Below are 17,781 nucleotides of genomic sequence, written 5' to 3' on the forward strand. Positions count from 1 at the left end.
TCGGGGCCAACACCGGCCTTGAGGCGCACCAGGCTCATATCCAGCCGTACTCGGCCATGGACAACGGATCACCCTCGCCAACGATGAAGTGGTCCAGCACCCGGACATCGATCAACTCCAGCGCCTCCTGCAAGCGCCGGGTGACGATCCGATCGGCCGGGCTGGGCTCACAGATGCCCGACGGATGGTTATGGCAGAGAATCACCGCCGCCGCGTTATGCGCCAGGGTGCGCTTGAGTACCTGTCGCGGGTAAACCGTGGTGCTGTCGATCGACCCTTGAAACAACACCTCAAAGGCCAGGACCCGATGCTTGGTGTCGAGAAACAGACAGCCAAACACCTCGTGGGGCTGGTGTCGCAGCATCGACTTCAGGTAATCGCGCACCACCAACGGGCTCTCCAGCGCTGACTGGCGGTGGAGCCTTTCCGCCAGATGCCGGCGCGCCATCTCCAGCACGGCCTGCAGCAGGGCGTACTTGGCCGGGCCTAGCCCCAGTTGCCGGGTGAAGGTCACTTGATCCGCCTCCAGCAGCCGACGCAGGCTGCCGAAACGCTGCAACAAGTGCCGCGCCAGGTCCACCGCGCTTTTTCCGGCCACCCCGCTTCGCAGGAAAATAGCCAGCAGCTCGGCATCGGAAAGACTGATGGCGCCCTGCTCCAGAAGCCGCTCCCGCGGGCGCTCCGCCGCGGGCCAATCACGAATGCTCATCACACCTCCCTGTGCATGGCGCCGCTGTTCCACAGCGGGCGCTGTGCTATCTTAGCCACCCTCTTTTTGCGTGGTATTTCACCTGGGGAGGGGGCATGCCACGCAGCAATCACTGAACGGAAAGACAGGCCTATGCAGCGGCTGTATCGGAAACGCATCGTGCTCGGCGTCGGCGGCGGCATTGCCGCCTATAAGAGCGCGGAGCTGGTTCGCCGACTCCTCGACCAGGGCGCCGAAGTGCGCGTGGTCATGACCCGGGGCGGCAGTGAATTCATCACCCCGCTGACCATGCAGGCCCTCTCCGGGCACCCTGTTCACCTCGACCTGCTGGATCCGGCCGCTGAAGCCGCCATGGGCCATATCGAACTGGCCAAATGGGCCGACCTGGTCCTGATCGCTCCCGCTACCGCCGACCTGATCGCCCGTCTGGCCCAGGGCATCGCCGACGACCTGCTGACGACCCTGGTCCTGGCGACCGACGCCACAGTCGCCATCGCTCCAGCCATGAACCAGGCCATGTGGCGCGATCCTGCCACCCAAGCCAACACCCAACTGCTGCAAAGTCGCGGCCTGCGGGTCTTCGGCCCGGCCTCCGGAAGCCAGGCCTGTGGCGACGTCGGCCTGGGCCGCATGCTGGAAGCCAACGATCTGGCGCTGTGCGCCGCCGACTGCTTCCAGCACCAGGCACTGACCGGCAAACACCTGCTGATCACCGCCGGACCGACTCAGGAAAACATCGATCCGGTGCGCTACATCACCAACCATAGCTCAGGAAAAATGGGCTTCGCCCTGGCCGAGGCCGCTGTCGAGGCCGGTGCCCGGGTCACTCTGATCACCGGACCGGTGCACCTGCCAACCCCCGACAGAGTCACGCGGATCGACGTGGTCAGCGCTCGCGACATGCTCGCGGCCTGTGAAGCGGCCATCCCATGCGACGTTTTCATCGCCTCGGCGGCGGTCGCGGACTACCGCCCGGAAGTCGTCGCCCCACAGAAATTAAAGAAAGACCCTACGAAAGGTGACGGCCTGCTACTACAGATGGTGCGCAACCCAGACATCTTGGCCACCATCGCCAGCCGGCCGGATCGCCCTTTCAGTGTCGGTTTCGCCGCCGAAACCGAGAATCTGCTCGACTACGCTGCACGCAAATTGAAGGACAAGAACCTCGACCTGATCGTCGCCAACGACGTGGCCAACCCGAGCATTGGCTTCAACAGCGAGGAAAACGCCTGCAGCGTGATTGACCGGGAGTTGCACGCAACTCTCTTCGCCCAGACCAGCAAGGGCAAGATCGCCCGCCAACTGATCTCTTTCATCGCCGAACGGCTGAACCAGGTTTAACTCGCATGCACGCTTTACAAGCCAAGATCCTCGACCCACGCATCGGCAACGAATTCCCCCTGCCGCAGTACGCCACGCCGGGCTCCGCCGGGCTCGACCTGCGGGCCATGCTCCAGCAGGACACCGTCCTGGAACCGGGCCAGACCCTGCTGATTCCAACCGGCCTGTCGGTCTATATCGGCGATCCGGGCCTGGCGGCACTGATCCTGCCGCGTTCGGGCCTCGGCCATAAGCACGGGATTGTGCTGGGCAATCTGGTGGGCCTGATCGACTCGGACTACCAGGGCGAACTGATGGTGTCCTGCTGGAACCGTGGCCAGACCGCCTTCAATATCGCCGTCGGCGAACGCATTGCCCAACTGGTGCTGGTGCCGGTGGTCCAGGCGCATTTCGAGGTGGTCGAAGCCTTTGACGAAAGCCAGCGCGGCGCCGGCGGTTTCGGTCACTCCGGCAGCCACTGACGACTCCGCCTCGGGTCGGGCCCCTCGCCCGGCCCGACAACCACTGCCGGGGCATTTAAGGGCCAATGACCGCTGCTGTCTGCATCACGCTTCGGGCCCGCCAGGCCGGGCCTTTGAGCCGCCAAGGCCCGGCCGGCCCGGGGCAGATAGCACTTTCACACTACGAACTCTATGCTGAAACCGCCGTCATACCCTTGAGTTTGAGCCTGCCGGCCCGCCACTTACCGGCCGTACTGCCCCCCTTCAGATGGAGCACCCTCAGTGATGAGCAACGCAGCTAACGTCGCCCCGACATTTCCTGACAGCATCTTCCGTGCCTACGACATCCGCGGCGTTGTACCGCAATCCCTGACCGCCGAAACCGCGTACTGGATCGGCCGCGCGGTCGGTTCCCAGAGCCTGGCTCAGGACGAACCCAACGTCTGCGTAGGCCGGGATGGCCGCCTGTCCGGCCCGGAGCTGGTGGAGCAACTGATTCAGGGCCTGCACGACAGCGGCTGCCACGTTTCCGATGTTGGCCTGGTGCCGACTCCAGCCCTGTACTACGCCGCCAATGTCCTGGCCGGCAAGTCCGGGGTGATGCTCACCGGCAGCCACAACCCGTCGAACTACAACGGCTTCAAGATCGTCATCGCCGGCGATACCCTGGCCAACGAACAGATCCAGGCCCTGCACGAGCGCCTCAAGAGCAACAACCTGAGCAGCGCCCAGGGCAGCATCACCCGGGTCGACATCCTGCCGCGCTACGCCGAGGAGATCACCCGTGACATCAAGCTGGCCCGACGCCTGAAGGTCGTGGTGGACTGCGGCAACGGCGCCGCCGGGGTCATCGCTCCGCAGCTGATCGAAGCCCTGAACTGCGAAGTCATCCCGCTGTTTTGCGAGGTGGACGGCAACTTCCCCAATCACCACCCGGATCCGGGCAAGCCTGAAAACCTCGAAGACCTGATCGCCAAGGTCAAGGAAACCGGGGCCGACCTGGGCCTGGCCTTCGACGGCGACGGCGATCGCGTCGGCGTGGTCACCAACACCGGCAGCATCGTCTACCCCGATCGCCTGCTGATGCTGTTCGCCAAGGACGTGGTGGCGCGCAACCCGGATGCGGAGATCATCTTCGACGTCAAATGCACTCGGCGCCTGATTCCGCTGATCAAGGAATACGGCGGTCGCCCGCTAATGTGGAAGACCGGTCACTCGTTGATCAAAAAGAAAATGAAACAGACCGGCGCCCTGCTGGCTGGCGAAATGAGCGGCCATGTGTTCTTCAAGGAGCGCTGGTTCGGTTTCGACGACGGCATTTATAGCGCCGCCCGGTTGCTGGAGATCCTCAGCAAGGAAAAATCCACCGCAGAAGAGTTGTTCGCAACCTTCCCGAACGATATTTCTACGCCGGAAATCAATATCCATGTGACCGAAGAGAGCAAATTCAGCATCATTGGTGCCCTGCACGACGCGCAGTGGGGCGCAGGCGCCGACCTGACCACCATTGACGGCGTGCGAGTCGACTATGCCAAGGGCTGGGGCCTGGTTCGCGCCTCCAACACCACCCCTGTGCTGGTGCTGCGCTTCGAGGCTGATGACGAAGCCGAGCTGCAGCGGATTAAGGACGTGTTCCACGTCCAGCTGAAACGTGTTGCACCTGATCTCCAACTACCGTTTTGACTGTTTGAAGCACCGGAGCCCTGAATGACCATCGAACGCGATGCCGCCGCCAATACCGCCAAGGTCCTATCCGAAGCGCTGCCCTACATCCGCCGCTATGTCGGCAAGACCCTGGTGATCAAGTACGGCGGCAACGCTATGGAGAGCGAGGAGCTGAAAACCGGCTTCGCCCGCGACATCGTGTTGATGAAGGCTGTCGGGATCAATCCGGTGGTGGTGCACGGCGGTGGCCCGCAGATCGGCGACCTGCTCAAGCGGCTGTCGATTGAAAGCCACTTCGTCGACGGCATGCGCGTGACTGACGCGCAGACCATGGACGTGGTGGAGATGGTCCTGGGCGGCCAGGTCAACAAGGACATCGTCAACCTGATCAACCGTCATGGCGGCAGCGCCATCGGCCTGACCGGTAAAGATGCCGAGCTGATTCGTGCGAAAAAGCTCACCGTGACCCGCCAGACCCCAGAGATGACCACTCCAGAAATCATCGATATCGGCCATGTGGGCGAAGTGGTCGGGATCAACACCGACCTGCTGAACCTGCTGGTCAAGGGTGACTTCATCCCGGTGATCGCGCCGATTGGCGTTGGCGCCAATGGCGAGTCCTACAACATCAACGCCGACCTGGTGGCCGGCAAGGTGGCCGAAGCACTGAAAGCCGAGAAGCTGATGCTGCTGACCAACATCGCCGGCCTGATGGACAAGTCGGGCAAGGTCTTGACTGGCCTGAGCACCCAGCAAGTCGACGAGTTGATCGCCGACGGCACCATCTACGGCGGCATGTTGCCGAAAATCCGCTGCGCCCTGGAAGCGGTGCAGGGCGGCGTCGGCAGCTCGCTGATCATCGACGGCCGCGTGCCTAACGCGATTCTGCTGGAGATCTTCACCGATACCGGCGTCGGCACCCTGATCAGCAATCGCAAGCGCCCTTAAGCGCCAGGAACAAAAAAGCCCCGCCCGGGATACCGGGCGGGGGCTTTTTTATCGACGCAATCTTTGCAGGAGCCGGCTCCTACAGGTCAGATGCCGTATTGCGCGCGGTAGGCTTCCACTGCGGGCAGATGTTGCTTGAGCGCCGGATCGTCTGCCAGGAACTGCAGGACCTGGGTCAGGGAAACGATGCTCACCACGGGAATACCGAAGTCACGCTCGACTTCCTGGATCGCCGACAGCTCGCCGTTGCCGCGCTCCTGGCGGTTCAGGGCAATCAACACGCCCGCCGCCTTGGCGCCTTCCTGGGACTCGATGATCTGCATCACCTCGCGAATAGCAGTGCCTGCGGTGATCACGTCATCAATGATCAGCACATCGCCGGTCAATGGCGCGCCTACCAGGCTGCCACCTTCGCCATGCGCCTTGGCTTCCTTGCGGTTGAAGCACCAAGGCAGATCGCGCTGATGATGCTCAGCCAGAGCAACGGCCGTAGCCGCCGCCAGAGGAATGCCTTTATAGGCCGGGCCAAACAGCACATCGAAGGGAATGCCGCTTTCGACGATCGCCGCGGCATAGAAACGCCCCAGCTGGGCCAGGGCCGAACCGCTGTTGAACAGGCCGGCATTGAAGAAGTAAGGGCTGGTACGCCCGGACTTCAGGGTGAACTCACCGAAGCGCAAAACCCCGCGATCGATGGCAAAACGAATGAAATCGCGCTGATACGCCTGCATGAAAAAACCCCAGATACCACGGATTTAGCTAATTAGGTAGAGCTCGGGTATCATACACGCACGTGATTTTTGGGGCCATTTATGCGGATCATCAGTGTGAACGTCAATGGTATTCAGGCTGCAGTGGAGCGTGGTTTGCTCAGTTGGCTGCAGGCACAGAATGCCGACGTCATCTGCCTGCAGGACACCCGCGCCTCTGCCTTTGAACTGGACGACCCAGCCTTCCAACTGGATGGCTACTTCCTTTATGCCTGCGATGCTGAAGTCCCTGCCCAAGGCGGCGTGGCTTTGTATTCGCGGTTGCAGCCGAAGGCGGTCATCAGCGGCCTCGGCTTCGAGACAGCCGATCGTTACGGGCGCTACCTGCAAGCCGATTTCGACAAGGTCAGCATCGCGACCTTGCTGCTTCCATCAGGGCAGAACGGCGATGAAGACTTGAACCAGAAGTTCAAGCTAATGGACGACTTCGCCCGTTATCTGGATAAACAGCGGCGCAAACGTCGCGAGTACATCTATTGTGGCTCGCTGTATGTGGCGCAACAGAAGCTGGATATCAAAAACTGGCGTGACAGCCAGCAATCTCCAGGCTTCCTAGCACCCGAGCGTGCCTGGATGGACGAGATCATTGGCAACATGGGCTATGTCGACGCGCTGCGCGAAGTCAGCCGCGAAGGCGATCAGTACAGCTGGTGGCCGGACAACGAACAGGCTGAGATGCTCAACCTGGGCTGGCGCTTTGACTACCAGCTGCTGACTCCTGGCCTGCGCCGCTTTGTCCGTAGCGCTCGCTTGCCGCGTCAGCCACGCTTCTCACAGCACGCACCACTGATCGTGGACTATGACTGGACGCTGACCATCTAAGCGCCTTTTCAGAGCCACAAAAAAGCCGACAGCGATGTCGGCTTTTTTGTGGCTGCCCACCCTACTTGATCAGGCGCCAGGTAAAGGGATACCGATACGGCACACCCTCACCCGCCTTGACCCCACCGATGATGGTCAGCACCAGAGCGCCAATCGCCAGCAGGCCGAACATAAAGAAACCGATGACCACGATCATCAGCAGGAAGCAGACCGCTGACGCAATGGCGACCGTCAGCTGGAAGTTCAGCGCCTCCTTGCCCTGGGCATCGATAAAGGGATCCGTCTCGCGCTTCATCTGCCAAAGAATCAGCGGCCCGATCAGCGTACCGAAGGGAACCCAGATCCCCAGCAAGGCGGACAGGTGACAGAACATCGCCCATTGCCGGACTTCATGGCTCGGCGCAGGTTGTGGCAGTTGCTCATCACTCATGGTGCTCTCCTTGCTGAAGACCGGCGCCCATCAATCGGCGAGTGCCGCCTGCTGCAGTTGGAAAATCTCGTTCATGCCTTGCTGGGCCAGGGCCAGCATCGCATTCAGTTCGGCCGGCTGGAACGGCGCGCCCTCGGCAGTACCCTGCACTTCGATGAAACCGCCAGTGCTGGTCATGACGACATTGAGGTCGGTTTCAGCGGCCGAGTCTTCCAGATAATCCAGGTCCAGGACCGGCTCACCCTGGTACATGCCCACCGATACTGCAGCAATCATCTGCTTCAATGGGTCGCCGCCTTTCAGGCCGCCGCGCTTCTTGATCACTTTCAAGGCGTCGACCAGCGCCACCATCGCGCCAGTGATCGACGCGGTACGGGTGCCGCCATCAGCCTGGATCACATCGCAATCGACATACAGGGTGATGTCGCCCAGCTTGGACATGTCCAGCGCGGCGCGCAGGGAGCGACCGATCAGGCGCTGGATCTCCAGGGTGCGACCGCCTTGCTTGCCACGGCTGGCTTCACGCTGGTTACGTTCGCCGGTGGACCGCGGCAGCATGCCGTATTCGGCCGTCAACCAGCCTTGACCCTGGCCCTTGAGGAAGCGCGGTACGCCATTCTCGACGCTGACCGTGCAGATCACTTTGGTATCACCGAACTCGACCAGTACAGATCCCTCGGCGTGTTTGGTGTAGTTGCGGGTAATGCGGATCGAGCGGAGCTGATCGGCAGCGCGACCACTTGGACGTTTCATAGGGAAATACCTGTACGAGGACGGAAAACTGCCGGGCATTATAAAGCCCGCAACCGCGCCAGGGCACGCCTAAAAAGGCCAAAGGCGCATTTGTGCCTCAGATTGATCCTGTTGCGACGACCTGCGCCCCATTGTCTGCAGCAGGGTTTGGGGACGCCTGCCGCACTGCGCTACAATCCTGCGCCTTCGCCGCCTACCGGCTTTAATTCATCTATCAGGCCTGCTCAGCCCGCTTGCGGTTGGCGTCGGCACTGAATCGGAGGTACCTCCATGGTGCATAGCATGACCGCCTTCGCACGGGTCGAACAGGCCGGAACCCGGGGCACGCTGAGCTGGGAGTTGCGCTCGGTCAACAGCCGTTACCTGGAGCCGCACCTGCGGTTGCCGGAAGCCTTCCGCGACCTTGAAGGCGCAGTCCGCGAAGCACTGCGCCAGGGTTTGTCCCGGGGCAAAGTCGAATGCACCCTGCGCTTCACCGAGGAAACCACCGGCAAGCCATTGCAGGTCGACCGTGAGCGCGCGGCACAGCTGGTCGCGGCGGCCGAGACGGTTGCCGGCCTGATCAAGCAGCCGGCGGCACTGAACCCGCTGGAAGTCCTGGCCTGGCCAGGCGTGCTGGTGGCCGACGCCAGTGACCCGCAAGCCTTGAACAGCGATGCCTTGGCCCTGTTCAACCAGGGCCTGAAGGAATTGAAGAGCGGTCGCGAACGCGAGGGCGCCGAACTGGCCCGACTGATCAACGAGCGCCTGTCCTCCATGGAGGAAGACGTGGCGACACTGCGCGAGCTGGTTCCGCAGATGCTCGCGACCCAGCGCCAGAAAGTCCTCGACCGTTTCGCCGACATGCAGGTCGAGCTGGACCCGACCCGTCTCGAGCAGGAGATGGTCCTGCTGGCACAAAAAAGCGACGTCGCCGAAGAACTGGATCGCCTGAGCACCCACATCATCGAAGTACGTCGCGTGCTCAAGTCCGGCGGCGCTGCCGGTCGGCGCCTGGACTTCCTGATGCAAGAGCTCAACCGCGAAGCCAATACCCTGGGCTCCAAGGCCTTCGACCCACGCAGCACTCAGGCTGCGGTCAACCTCAAGGTGTTGATCGAGCAGATGCGCGAACAAGTGCAGAATATTGAGTAAGGCAACTGACATGACCCACAGCACCGGCACCCTGTACATCATTTCCGCCCCATCAGGCGCAGGCAAAAGCAGCCTGGTCAAGGCTCTGACCGACGCCAACCCGGAGATCCGCGTCTCGATCTCCCACACCACCCGCGCCATGCGCCCGGGCGAAGTGAATGGCGTGAACTATCACTTCGTCGAACGCAGCGAGTTCGTGAAGATGATCGAGCATGGCGACTTTCTGGAGCGCGCCGAAGTCTTCGGCAACCTCTATGGCACCTCGCAGAGCCACCTGCAGCAGACCCTGGACGAAGGTCACGACCTGATCCTGGAAATCGACTGGCAAGGCGCCGAGCAGGTGCGCAAGCTGATGCCACAGGCGCGTTCGATCTTCATCCTGCCACCATCCTTGCAGGCCTTGCACCAGCGCCTGACCAACCGCGGGCAAGACAGCGACGAGATCATCGAAGGGCGGATGCGCGAAGCCGTCAGCGAAATGAGCCACTACGTCGACTACGACTACCTGATCATCAACGACGATTTCGCCCACGCGCTGGACGACCTGAAGGCCATTTTCCGCTCCAATCAACTGCAGCAGAAACGTCAGCAGCAGCGTTTCGGCAAGTTGCTGGCTGAACTGCTGGGCTAAAACAGCACTTCCCAAAACCGCTGCAAGCGCTTTACATTGGCACTTGCAGCGCGTTGAAGAGCTTGGTCAAAAAATCAGCGCTTCCCTAAACGCTGGTGATTTTTTAAACTGTTGAGTCCGCTCGCCCATCCGGGCAGCGCGCATATTGCATTTGCTACGAGGAAGACCATGGCCCGCGTAACCGTTGAAGACTGTCTAGAACACGTGGATAACCGCTTTGAGCTGGTCATGCTCTCTACCAAGCGTGCCCGTCAACTGGCAACCGGCGGCAAAGAGCCGAAAGTAGCATGGGAAAACGACAAGCCTACCGTTGTCGCCCTGCGCGAAATCGCTGAAGGCCTGATCGACTATGCAGCCATCGCCGAAGCCGAAATCGTTGAAGACGAGCCGCTTTTTGCTGCTTTCGAGGACGAGTCCAACGAGGCCGTCTGAGCCTATGCCTGGTCGACGTAGCACGGCGCGGGATCACAGCTTACGGCAGGAGACATCATGCCGAGCATAGACGCCCTCGCCGATCGCTTATCGACCTATCTCGGCACGGACCAGGTCAATCTGGTCCGCCGAGCGTATTTCTACGCCGAACAAGCCCATGACGGTCAGCGCCGTCGCAGCGGCGAGGCGTACGTCACGCACCCACTCGCGGTAGCGAACATTCTTGCCGACATGCACATGGACCATCAGAGCCTGATGGCCGCGATGCTGCATGACGTGATCGAAGACACCGGCATCGCCAAGGAAGCGCTCAGCGCGCAGTTTGGTGAAACCGTGGCCGAACTCGTGGACGGGGTCAGCAAACTGACCCAGATGAACTTCGAGACCAAGGCCGAAGCCCAAGCGGAAAACTTCCAGAAAATGGCCATGGCCATGGCTCGCGATATTCGCGTGATCCTGGTCAAGCTGGCCGACCGCCTGCACAACATGCGCACCCTGGAAGTGCTCTCCGGCGAGAAACGCCGGCGGATCGCTAAGGAAACCCTGGAGATCTACGCCCCCATCGCCAATCGCCTGGGCATGCACAGCATCCGTATCGAATTCGAAGACCTGGGCTTCAAGGCGATGCACCCGATGCGTTCCGCGCGGATCTACCAGGCGGTCAAGCGCGCTCGGGGCAATCGCAAGGAAATCGTCAACAAGATCGAAGAATCCCTCAGCCACTGCCTGGCCATCGACGGCATCCAGGGCGAGGTCAGCGGTCGCCAGAAGCACCTGTACGGCATCTACAAGAAAATGCGCGGCAAACGCCGGGCCTTCAACGAGATCATGGACGTCTATGCGTTCCGCATCATCGTCGACAAGGTAGACACCTGCTACCGGGTACTTGGCGCTGTGCACAATCTGTACAAGCCACTGCCGGGACGCTTCAAGGACTACATCGCCATTCCCAAGGCCAACGGCTATCAGTCGCTGCATACCACGCTGTTCGGCATGCACGGAGTACCGATCGAGATCCAGATCCGTACCCGGGAAATGGAAGAAATGGCCAATAACGGCATCGCCGCCCACTGGCTGTACAAATCCAGTGGCGACGAACAGCCCAAAGGCACCCACGCCCGCGCCCGCCAATGGGTCAAGGGCGTCCTGGAAATGCAACAGCGCGCCGGCAACTCCCTGGAATTCATCGAGAGCGTGAAGATCGACCTGTTCCCGGACGAGGTCTACGTGTTCACGCCCAAAGGCCGGATCATGGAGCTGCCCAAAGGCTCCACCGCCGTGGACTTCGCCTACGCGGTGCACACCGACGTGGGCAACAGCTGCATCGCCTGCCGGATCAACCGCCGCCTGGCACCGCTGTCGGAACCCCTGCAAAGCGGCTCCACCGTGGAAATCGTCAGCGCCCCGGGGGCACGCCCCAATCCGGCCTGGCTGAATTTCGTGGTCACCGGCAAGGCCCGCACCCACATTCGTCACGCCCTCAAGCTGCAGCGCCGCTCCGAATCCATCAGCCTCGGCGAACGCCTGCTGAACAAGGTGCTCAACGGTTTCGACAGCTCGCTGGAAAAAATCCCGACCGAACGTATCCAGGCCATCCTCCAGGAATACCGCCTGGAACTGATCGAAGACCTGCTGGAAGACATCGGCCTGGGCAATCGCATGGCCTACGTCGTGGCCCGACGCCTGCTGGGTGAAGGCGAACAGCTGCCAAGCCCGGAAGGCCCGCTGGCGATCCGCGGCACCGAAGGCCTGGTGCTGAGCTACGCCAAATGCTGCACGCCGATCCCTGGCGACCCGATCGTCGGCCACCTGTCCGCTGGCAAAGGGATGGTGGTGCACCTGGACAACTGCCGCAATATCAGCGAAATCCGCCACAACCCGGAAAAATGCATCCAGCTGTCCTGGGCCAAGGATGTCACTGGCGAGTTCAACGTCGAACTGCGCGTCGAGCTGGAACACCAGCGCGGCCTGATCGCGCTGCTGGCCAGCAGCGTCAACGCCGCCGACGGCAACATCGAGAAAATCAGCATGGACGAACGCGATGGTCGCATCAGCGTGGTCCAACTGGTGGTCAGCGTGCACGACCGCGTGCACCTGGCCCGCGTGATCAAGAAACTGCGCGCCCTGACCGGGGTCATCCGCATCACCCGCATGCGCGCGTAGCCCGTCCATTACAAGGAGTCATTCATGACCAAGACCGTTATCACCAGCGAAAAGGCCCCGGCCGCCATCGGCACCTACTCCCAGGCCATCAAGGCGGGCAACACCGTCTACATGTCGGGCCAGATTCCCCTCGATCCAAAAACCATGGAACTGGTGGAAGGCTTCGAAGCCCAGACCGTCCAGGTCTTCGAGAACCTCAAGTCGGTAGCCGAGGCCGCTGGCGGTTCGTTCAAGGACATCGTCAAGCTGAACATCTTCCTCACCGACCTGAGCCACTTCGCCAAGGTCAACGAGATCATGGGCAAGTACTTCCAGCAGCCTTACCCAGCCCGCGCCGCCATTGGCGTGGCAGCCCTGCCCAAGGGCGCACAGGTTGAAATGGATGCCATTCTGGTCATCGAGTAACACCCGCGGCGCAGCTCTTCAGGCTGCGCCGTTTTCGTTCTGAAAGGATTTCGTCATGCGCCAAGCGCTAGCTGTTTCGCTGCTCGCCGTATTGCTCGGCGGTTGTGCCAGCGACCCCGCCAAAAACGATGTCGGCGGCATCTGGATCAATCAGGTAGCGATCGACGCAGCCTCCAAGGGCGGCCCTTTGCGTGAAGCCCTCCAGGCTTACGGCCCGAACCTGGAATGGGAACTCAACACCAAGGCAGGCCAGGCCCGCTACACCAATGGTTTCGAGACCATCGAAGGCAAGATCGTCAACGACGGTTCAAATACTGCAAAGGTCGAGTTCTATGGCAGCGCCGCCACGGAGCTGAAACGCAACGGCAAGCAATTGCTGCAAGTGGCCAACGACAACGAACCCGAACAGGTATTCGTCCCGCCCAAGGACCCGGCACCTGAAGGCGCGCCACTGGGCGCCAACTTCGAGCGCGCGCTGTACTCGGCCTACCTGGGCGGCACATGGAAAATCGTCAGCGGTCCAGGACTGGGCAACGAGGTCCAGTTCCAGGCCAACGGCGCCGTGCAAGGCCTGCCGGGAGCCGATCGCTACGCCCTGTGCCTGGCGGGCGACTGCGCTTCCATGAGCGGCGGCAACGACAGCATCTGGTTGCAGCTCAATGGCCAGGGCAATTCCTGGATCTTCGTGCGCAAGGACCAGCAGCTGGAGATCTTCCAGGCGGTGAACAGCGCACTGGCGGATGAAGTGCCGTCGCTGATGCCAGGCAACCAGCAATGGCTGCTGCAAAAGCAATGACCCGGAGGTAGCCGCTGCCAACCGCAGCGGCTGCGGTCCGATTCAGCCTTGCCCCTGAAGAATCGCCGCATAGCCCTGTCGATAACTCAGATAACGCGGCACCCAGCCCAACGCCCGGGCCCGGGCATTGCTGCAGCGCTTGCTACCGGTGCGGCGCACGCTGGCATCATCCGCCCACTCGGTCACACCCAGGTATTCACGTAGCCAGCCGACCACTTCCGCCAGCGGCGCGGGCGCGTCATCGACCCCGATATAGCAATCATCCAGCGCGGTGCCGCGACGGTCCGCCTCAAGCAGGAACGCCAGCAGGCCCGCCGCATCGTCGGCATGAATGCGATTGCCATACAACGGCGGATCAATCGCCACCCGATACCCGCGCCGCACCTGGGTCAGCAGCCATTCACGGCCCGGCCCGTAGATTCCGGTCAGGCGCACCCGCGTTGCAGGCAGCCCACTGCTCAAGGCCACCTGCTCGGCTTCCAGCATCAAACGGCCCGAGTAGCCGCTCGCCAGGGCCGGCGAATTCTCATCGACCCATTCACCGCCCTTCTGCTCGTAGACACTGCTGCTGGAGACGAACAACAGGCGCTTGGGCTGCTGGCCATGCTGCTTGAGCCAGCTCAGCACATGCTGCAGGCCCTCGACATAGGCCGCGCGATACCCAGCTTCGTCATGCTCGGTGGCCGCCGCGCAGTACACCAGATAATCCAGGGGCGCCTGTGGCCAGTCCATCGGGCATTGCTCGCTGAACAGGTCACCGGCGACGCCAATCACTCCCTGAGGCAGGCGCGATACCGTGCGGCGCAAGCCATAAACCCGCCATTGCTCAGCCAGCAGTTGAGTCGCCAGGCGACTCCCGACATCACCGCAACCGGCGATCAAAACAGAGGGGGAGGACATCAGAAAACTCCTTTCAGAAAGACCAAGACTAGCCTCGGCTTTGGATGAACGGCTAGAAATCGAGGAAAAATAGTTACTGTATTACTTTTGTTAACAAGAATTAATTGCAATAATAACCGCCCAATTGTTCTCGGCCCAGCGAGGCCTAGAAGGACATTCAACCCTTTCCTCCTCTCAGGTCCGGCCAGCATGACAAGCAATCCACTCTCCGCCTCGCCAACCAAACGCCCAAGCCCACTGCGCGCCGCAAGCGCGGTTGCTGCGCTGCTGTGCAGCCTGCTGCTGGCTCCGACCGCAGCCTTCGCCGACCAGCACGCCCCGGCCACCGCGCCGGCCGCCAGTGCTGCAGCCGCCGAACACCCTCAGACTGCCCCGGCAGCCCCCCTGGCCACTGCGCCAGCCACCGATCCGGCCCAGGCCGAAGGCCTTCCGGTAGCGGGCCAGGACACCCCCGAAGTCCTCGAAGCCGACAACAGCCTGGGCATGGCCCATGACCTGTCGCCCTGGGGCATGTACCAGAACGCCGACATCATCGTGAAACTGGTGATGATTGGCCTGGCCATCGCCTCGATCATCACCTGGACCATCTGGATCGCCAAAGGCTTCGAACTGCTGGGCGCCAAGCGTCGCCTGCGCGGTGAAATCGCTGCCCTGAAAAAGGCCACCACTCTCAAAGAGGCCAGCGCCACGGCCGCCAAGGAGGGCACCCTCGCCCACCTGCTGGTCCACGACGCCCTGGAAGAAATGCGCCTGTCGGCAAACAGCCGTGAGAAAGAAGGCATCAAGGAGCGGGTCAGCTTCCGCCTTGAGCGCCTGGTGGCTGCCTGCGGTCGCAACATGAGCAGCGGCACCGGCGTGCTCGCCACCATCGGTTCCACCGCGCCATTCGTCGGTCTGTTCGGCACCGTGTGGGGCATCATGAACAGCTTCATCGGCATCGCCAAGACCCAGACCACCAACCTCGCCGTGGTAGCCCCGGGCATCGCCGAAGCCCTGCTGGCCACCGCCCTGGGTCTGGTTGCAGCGATCCCGGCGGTCGTGATCTACAACGTCTTCGCTCGCTCCATCACCGGCTACCGCGCCCAGGTGGCCGACGCCTCGGCAGAAGTCCTGCTGCTGGTCAGCCGCGACCTGGACCACCAGCCAGCCGAGCGCTCCGCACAACCGCACATGGTGAAAGTGGGGTAATCAGCCATGGGCTTGCATTTGAAAGAAGGCGCAGGCGACGACCTGGCCGAAAACCACGAAATCAACGTCACGCCGTTCATCGACGTGATGCTGGTATTGCTGATCATCTTCATGGTGGCCGCCCCGCTGGCCACCGTGGACATCAAGGTCGACCTTCCCGCCTCCAGCGCCAAACCGGCGCCGCGTCCGGAAAAACCGGTATTCCTCAGCGTCAAGGCCGACCAGCGCCTGTTCATCGGCGAAGAGGAAGTCAAGGCCGAGACCCTGGGCGCCATCCTCGACGCCCGCACCCAAGGCAAGAAGGACACGACCATCTTCTTCCAGGCCGACAAGGGCGTGAACTACGGCGATCTGATGAGCGTCATGGACAACCTGCGGGCCGCCGGCTACCTGAAAGTCGGCCTGGTCGGACTTGAGACGGCAGCCAAGAAATGATCACGACGCGCCAAAGACTGACGCGTTACAGCGGTAGCCTGGCGGTGGTGCTGGGTGTCCATGCGCTGGCGATCCTCCTCGCCCTCAACTGGTCCAAACCACAACCAATACCCATTCCGCCCCAGGCCATGGTGGTGGAACTGGCGCCTGCCCCTGTGCCGCCTCCGCCGGCACCACCGAAAGTGGTGACCCCGCCGCAACCGCCTGCGCCGGTGGAAGAACTGCCGCTGCCCAAGCTCGCCGAAGCGCCGAAACCGACTATTTCGGTGCCCAAGCCGGCCAAGCCGAAGCCCAAGCCACAACCGCCAAAACCGGTGGTCAAGCCCGAGCCGCCCAAGGAAAAGCCTTCCGAGGAAAAGCCCAGCGACGCCCCGGTCACCCCCGCCCCGTCCCAGCAGCCCGCCCCCGCGACTGCAGGCCCGTCACCGGCCCAGGCGGCCGCCAAGGCCAACTGGCAGGGACTGGTGCAGGCGCATCTGGCCAAGCACAAGCGCTACCCGAGCGAGGCTCAACGTCGAGGCAAGGAAGGCACCAACTCCCTGCGCTTCGTGGTTGATGCCGAAGGCAAGGTGCTGTCCTACGAGCTGATCAGCCGTTCGGGCAATGCGGATCTGGACCGGGCCACCCTGGACATGATCCGTCGCGCACAGACTCTGCCCAAGCCGCCGGCCGACATGCTCACCAATGGCACCGTGGAAGTCACCGCGCCCTTCAACTACGAAATCGACAGAAGCCGCGGCCGCCGCTGATACCCCGCCAGGGCACCTGCAAAGGTGCCCTAGGCGTTAGTGCAGCCCGAAGCAGGCATTGGCGGGTGTCGCATTCCACCCTCCGTCTGATAACGTGCGTCTATCGATTGCAGCCGTTATGCTTGGCCGCATCCTCATGGACGCCCGCTATGACCCTCACAGAATTACGCTACATCGTCACCCTCGCCCAAGAGCAGCACTTCGGCCACGCCGCCGAGCGTTGCCATGTCAGCCAGCCGACCCTCTCGGTGGGCGTGAAAAAGCTTGAAGACGAACTCGGTGTGCTGATTTTCGAGCGCAGCAAGAGCGCGGTGCGCCTGACCCCGGTCGGCGAAACCATCGTCGCCCAGGCACAGAAGGTCCTGGAACAGGCCCAGGGCATCCGAGAACTGGCCCAGGCCGGCAAGAACCAGCTGACCGCGCCGCTCAAGGTGGGCGCCATCTATACCGTCGGTCCCTACCTGTTCCCGCACCTGATTCCCCAGCTGCACCGGGTCGCGCCGCAGATGCCGCTGTATATCGAAGAGAACTTCACCCACGTACTGCGGGACAAGCTGCGCAATGGCGAGTTGGACGCGATCATCATCGCCCTGCCGTTCAATGAAGCCGATGTCCTGACCCTGCCGCTGTACGACGAGCCCTTCTACGTGCTGATGCCCAGCGGCCACTCCTGGACCAAGAAGGAAACCATCGACGCCAACCTGCTCAACGACAAGAGCCTGTTGCTGCTGGGCGAGGGCCACTGCTTCCGCGACCAGGTGCTGGAGGCCTGCCCGACCCTGACCAAGGGCAACGACGGCGCCAAGCACACCACCGTGGAATCCAGCTCCCTGGAGACCATCCGCCACATGGTCGCCTCCGGCCTGGGCATCTCGATCCTGCCGCTGTCGGCAGTGGACAGCCATCACTACGCCCCCGGCGTGATCGAAGTGCGTCCACTGACCCCGCCGGTACCGTTTCGCACCGTAGCCATCGCCTGGCGCGCCAGCTTCCCGCGGCCCAAGGCCATCGAGATCCTCGCCGACTCGATCCGCCTGTGCTCGGTGGCCAAGCCGCCCGCCGCGAGCTAA

At 62.2% G+C, this 17,781-nt stretch carries 19 protein-coding genes and 1 pseudogene; 15 read left to right on the plus strand and 5 right to left on the minus strand.

Annotated elements, in window-relative coordinates; translation table 11 throughout:
• Positions 1–34: 34 nt before the first annotated feature.
• Positions 35–709, minus strand: coding sequence for a RadC family protein (gene radC / locus PST29_RS29605; RefSeq protein WP_060841714.1), 675 nt, complete (start codon positions 707–709; stop codon positions 35–37).
• Positions 710–841: 132 nt separating this feature from the next.
• Between radC and coaBC the strand changes: the two genes are divergently transcribed.
• From coaBC to argB, 4 genes and pseudogenes are all read left to right on the plus strand, one after another.
• Positions 842–2,050: a bifunctional phosphopantothenoylcysteine decarboxylase/phosphopantothenate--cysteine ligase CoaBC gene (coaBC, locus tag PST29_RS29610; protein ID WP_060841715.1), complete on the plus strand. Its 1,209-nt coding sequence runs from the start codon at positions 842–844 to the stop codon at positions 2,048–2,050.
• 5 nt (positions 2,051–2,055) lie between these two features.
• Positions 2,056–2,511, plus strand: a complete 456-nt coding sequence (dut, locus tag PST29_RS29615) for a dUTP diphosphatase (RefSeq protein WP_060841716.1) — start codon at positions 2,056–2,058, stop codon at positions 2,509–2,511.
• Positions 2,512–2,772: 261 nt separating this feature from the next.
• Positions 2,773–4,173: pseudogene (locus PST29_RS29620) on the plus strand (phosphomannomutase/phosphoglucomutase); the annotation flags it as partial.
• 24 nt (positions 4,174–4,197) lie between these two features.
• Entirely contained in the window at positions 4,198–5,103 is a 906-nt protein-coding gene (gene argB, locus PST29_RS29625; RefSeq protein WP_011064225.1) for an acetylglutamate kinase, read from the plus strand.
• Positions 5,104–5,189: 86 nt separating this feature from the next.
• Here argB and pyrE read toward each other — a convergent pair whose 3' ends face one another.
• Entirely contained in the window at positions 5,190–5,834 is a 645-nt protein-coding gene (gene pyrE / locus PST29_RS29630; protein WP_060841718.1) for an orotate phosphoribosyltransferase, read from the minus strand.
• Positions 5,835–5,915: 81 nt separating this feature from the next.
• Here pyrE and PST29_RS29635 point away from each other — a divergent pair, with 81 nt between their 5' ends.
• On the plus strand, positions 5,916–6,695 hold the full coding sequence (locus PST29_RS29635) for an exodeoxyribonuclease III (RefSeq protein WP_011064227.1): 780 nt from the start codon (positions 5,916–5,918) through the stop codon (positions 6,693–6,695).
• Between the two features lie 61 nt (positions 6,696–6,756).
• On the opposite strand, the gene PST29_RS29640 is transcribed toward PST29_RS29635, so the two are convergent.
• Both PST29_RS29640 and rph read right to left on the minus strand, forming a co-directional pair.
• A complete protein-coding gene (locus PST29_RS29640; protein WP_016964144.1) occupies positions 6,757–7,125 on the minus strand; it encodes a DUF4870 domain-containing protein in 369 nt (122 codons plus the stop codon).
• A 30-nt stretch (positions 7,126–7,155) separates the two neighbouring features.
• On the minus strand, positions 7,156–7,878 hold the full coding sequence (gene rph, locus PST29_RS29645) for a ribonuclease PH (protein WP_016964145.1): 723 nt from the start codon (positions 7,876–7,878) through the stop codon (positions 7,156–7,158).
• A 270-nt stretch (positions 7,879–8,148) separates the two neighbouring features.
• Between rph and PST29_RS29650 the strand changes: the two genes are divergently transcribed.
• The 6 genes from PST29_RS29650 (at position 8,149) to PST29_RS29675 (ending at position 13,439) form a co-directional block, all read left to right on the plus strand.
• Positions 8,149–9,012, plus strand: coding sequence for a YicC/YloC family endoribonuclease (locus PST29_RS29650; RefSeq protein ID WP_060844962.1), 864 nt, complete (start codon positions 8,149–8,151; stop codon positions 9,010–9,012).
• Positions 9,013–9,022: 10 nt separating this feature from the next.
• The gene (gene gmk, locus PST29_RS29655) at positions 9,023–9,643 is read left to right on the plus strand and encodes a guanylate kinase (RefSeq protein WP_016964147.1); all 621 of its coding nucleotides are present in this window, start codon (positions 9,023–9,025) and stop codon (positions 9,641–9,643) included.
• 168 nt (positions 9,644–9,811) lie between these two features.
• Positions 9,812–10,075, plus strand: a complete 264-nt coding sequence (gene rpoZ, locus PST29_RS29660) for a DNA-directed RNA polymerase subunit omega (protein ID WP_007921129.1) — start codon at positions 9,812–9,814, stop codon at positions 10,073–10,075.
• 57 nt (positions 10,076–10,132) lie between these two features.
• Positions 10,133–12,238 (plus strand): bifunctional GTP diphosphokinase/guanosine-3',5'-bis pyrophosphate 3'-pyrophosphohydrolase, encoded by a 2,106-nt coding sequence (gene spoT, locus PST29_RS29665; RefSeq protein ID WP_060841721.1) that lies wholly within the window; start codon positions 10,133–10,135, stop codon positions 12,236–12,238.
• A 24-nt stretch (positions 12,239–12,262) separates the two neighbouring features.
• Positions 12,263–12,643 (plus strand): RidA family protein, encoded by a 381-nt coding sequence (locus tag PST29_RS29670; RefSeq protein ID WP_047306620.1) that lies wholly within the window; start codon positions 12,263–12,265, stop codon positions 12,641–12,643.
• 55 nt (positions 12,644–12,698) lie between these two features.
• On the plus strand, positions 12,699–13,439 hold the full coding sequence (locus PST29_RS29675) for a hypothetical protein (protein ID WP_060841722.1): 741 nt from the start codon (positions 12,699–12,701) through the stop codon (positions 13,437–13,439).
• Between the two features lie 42 nt (positions 13,440–13,481).
• On the opposite strand, the gene PST29_RS29680 is transcribed toward PST29_RS29675, so the two are convergent.
• Entirely contained in the window at positions 13,482–14,339 is an 858-nt protein-coding gene (locus PST29_RS29680; RefSeq protein WP_060844963.1) for an NAD-dependent epimerase/dehydratase family protein, read from the minus strand.
• Between the two features lie 189 nt (positions 14,340–14,528).
• Between PST29_RS29680 and exbB the strand changes: the two genes are divergently transcribed.
• The 4 genes from exbB (at position 14,529) to PST29_RS29700 (ending at position 17,781) form a co-directional block, all read left to right on the plus strand.
• On the plus strand, positions 14,529–15,527 hold the full coding sequence (gene exbB / locus PST29_RS29685) for a tonB-system energizer ExbB (RefSeq protein WP_060844964.1): 999 nt from the start codon (positions 14,529–14,531) through the stop codon (positions 15,525–15,527).
• 6 nt (positions 15,528–15,533) lie between these two features.
• Entirely contained in the window at positions 15,534–15,962 is a 429-nt protein-coding gene (exbD, locus tag PST29_RS29690) for a TonB system transport protein ExbD (protein ID WP_016963705.1), read from the plus strand.
• Positions 15,959–16,711, plus strand: a complete 753-nt coding sequence (locus tag PST29_RS29695; protein WP_060844965.1) for an energy transducer TonB — start codon at positions 15,959–15,961, stop codon at positions 16,709–16,711. The genes exbD and PST29_RS29695 overlap by 4 nt, the downstream gene beginning before the upstream one ends.
• Positions 16,712–16,860: 149 nt before the next feature.
• Positions 16,861–17,781 (plus strand): hydrogen peroxide-inducible genes activator, encoded by a 921-nt coding sequence (locus tag PST29_RS29700; RefSeq protein WP_016963703.1) that lies wholly within the window; start codon positions 16,861–16,863, stop codon positions 17,779–17,781.

The sequence above is a fragment of the Pseudomonas sp. St29 genome, assembly GCF_001547915.1.
Classification (GTDB): domain Bacteria; phylum Pseudomonadota; class Gammaproteobacteria; order Pseudomonadales; family Pseudomonadaceae; genus Aquipseudomonas.

Coding starts and splice junctions, on each gene's coding strand:
- radC (WP_060841714.1), bottom strand. CDS start 709: ATGAGCATTCGTGATTGGCCCGCGGCGGAGCGCCCGCGGGAGCGGCTT.
- coaBC (WP_060841715.1), top strand. CDS start 842: ATGCAGCGGCTGTATCGGAAACGCATCGTGCTCGGCGTCGGCGGCGGC.
- dut (WP_060841716.1), top strand. CDS start 2,056: ATGCACGCTTTACAAGCCAAGATCCTCGACCCACGCATCGGCAACGAA.
- argB (WP_011064225.1), top strand. CDS start 4,198: ATGACCATCGAACGCGATGCCGCCGCCAATACCGCCAAGGTCCTATCC.
- pyrE (WP_060841718.1), bottom strand. CDS start 5,834: ATGCAGGCGTATCAGCGCGATTTCATTCGTTTTGCCATCGATCGCGGG.
- PST29_RS29635 (WP_011064227.1), top strand. CDS start 5,916: ATGCGGATCATCAGTGTGAACGTCAATGGTATTCAGGCTGCAGTGGAG.
- PST29_RS29640 (WP_016964144.1), bottom strand. CDS start 7,125: ATGAGTGATGAGCAACTGCCACAACCTGCGCCGAGCCATGAAGTCCGG.
- rph (WP_016964145.1), bottom strand. CDS start 7,878: ATGAAACGTCCAAGTGGTCGCGCTGCCGATCAGCTCCGCTCGATCCGC.
- PST29_RS29650 (WP_060844962.1), top strand. CDS start 8,149: ATGGTGCATAGCATGACCGCCTTCGCACGGGTCGAACAGGCCGGAACC.
- gmk (WP_016964147.1), top strand. CDS start 9,023: ATGACCCACAGCACCGGCACCCTGTACATCATTTCCGCCCCATCAGGC.
- rpoZ (WP_007921129.1), top strand. CDS start 9,812: ATGGCCCGCGTAACCGTTGAAGACTGTCTAGAACACGTGGATAACCGC.
- spoT (WP_060841721.1), top strand. CDS start 10,133: ATGCCGAGCATAGACGCCCTCGCCGATCGCTTATCGACCTATCTCGGC.
- PST29_RS29670 (WP_047306620.1), top strand. CDS start 12,263: ATGACCAAGACCGTTATCACCAGCGAAAAGGCCCCGGCCGCCATCGGC.
- PST29_RS29675 (WP_060841722.1), top strand. CDS start 12,699: ATGCGCCAAGCGCTAGCTGTTTCGCTGCTCGCCGTATTGCTCGGCGGT.
- PST29_RS29680 (WP_060844963.1), bottom strand. CDS start 14,339: ATGTCCTCCCCCTCTGTTTTGATCGCCGGTTGCGGTGATGTCGGGAGT.
- exbB (WP_060844964.1), top strand. CDS start 14,529: ATGACAAGCAATCCACTCTCCGCCTCGCCAACCAAACGCCCAAGCCCA.
- exbD (WP_016963705.1), top strand. CDS start 15,534: ATGGGCTTGCATTTGAAAGAAGGCGCAGGCGACGACCTGGCCGAAAAC.
- PST29_RS29695 (WP_060844965.1), top strand. CDS start 15,959: ATGATCACGACGCGCCAAAGACTGACGCGTTACAGCGGTAGCCTGGCG.
- PST29_RS29700 (WP_016963703.1), top strand. CDS start 16,861: ATGACCCTCACAGAATTACGCTACATCGTCACCCTCGCCCAAGAGCAG.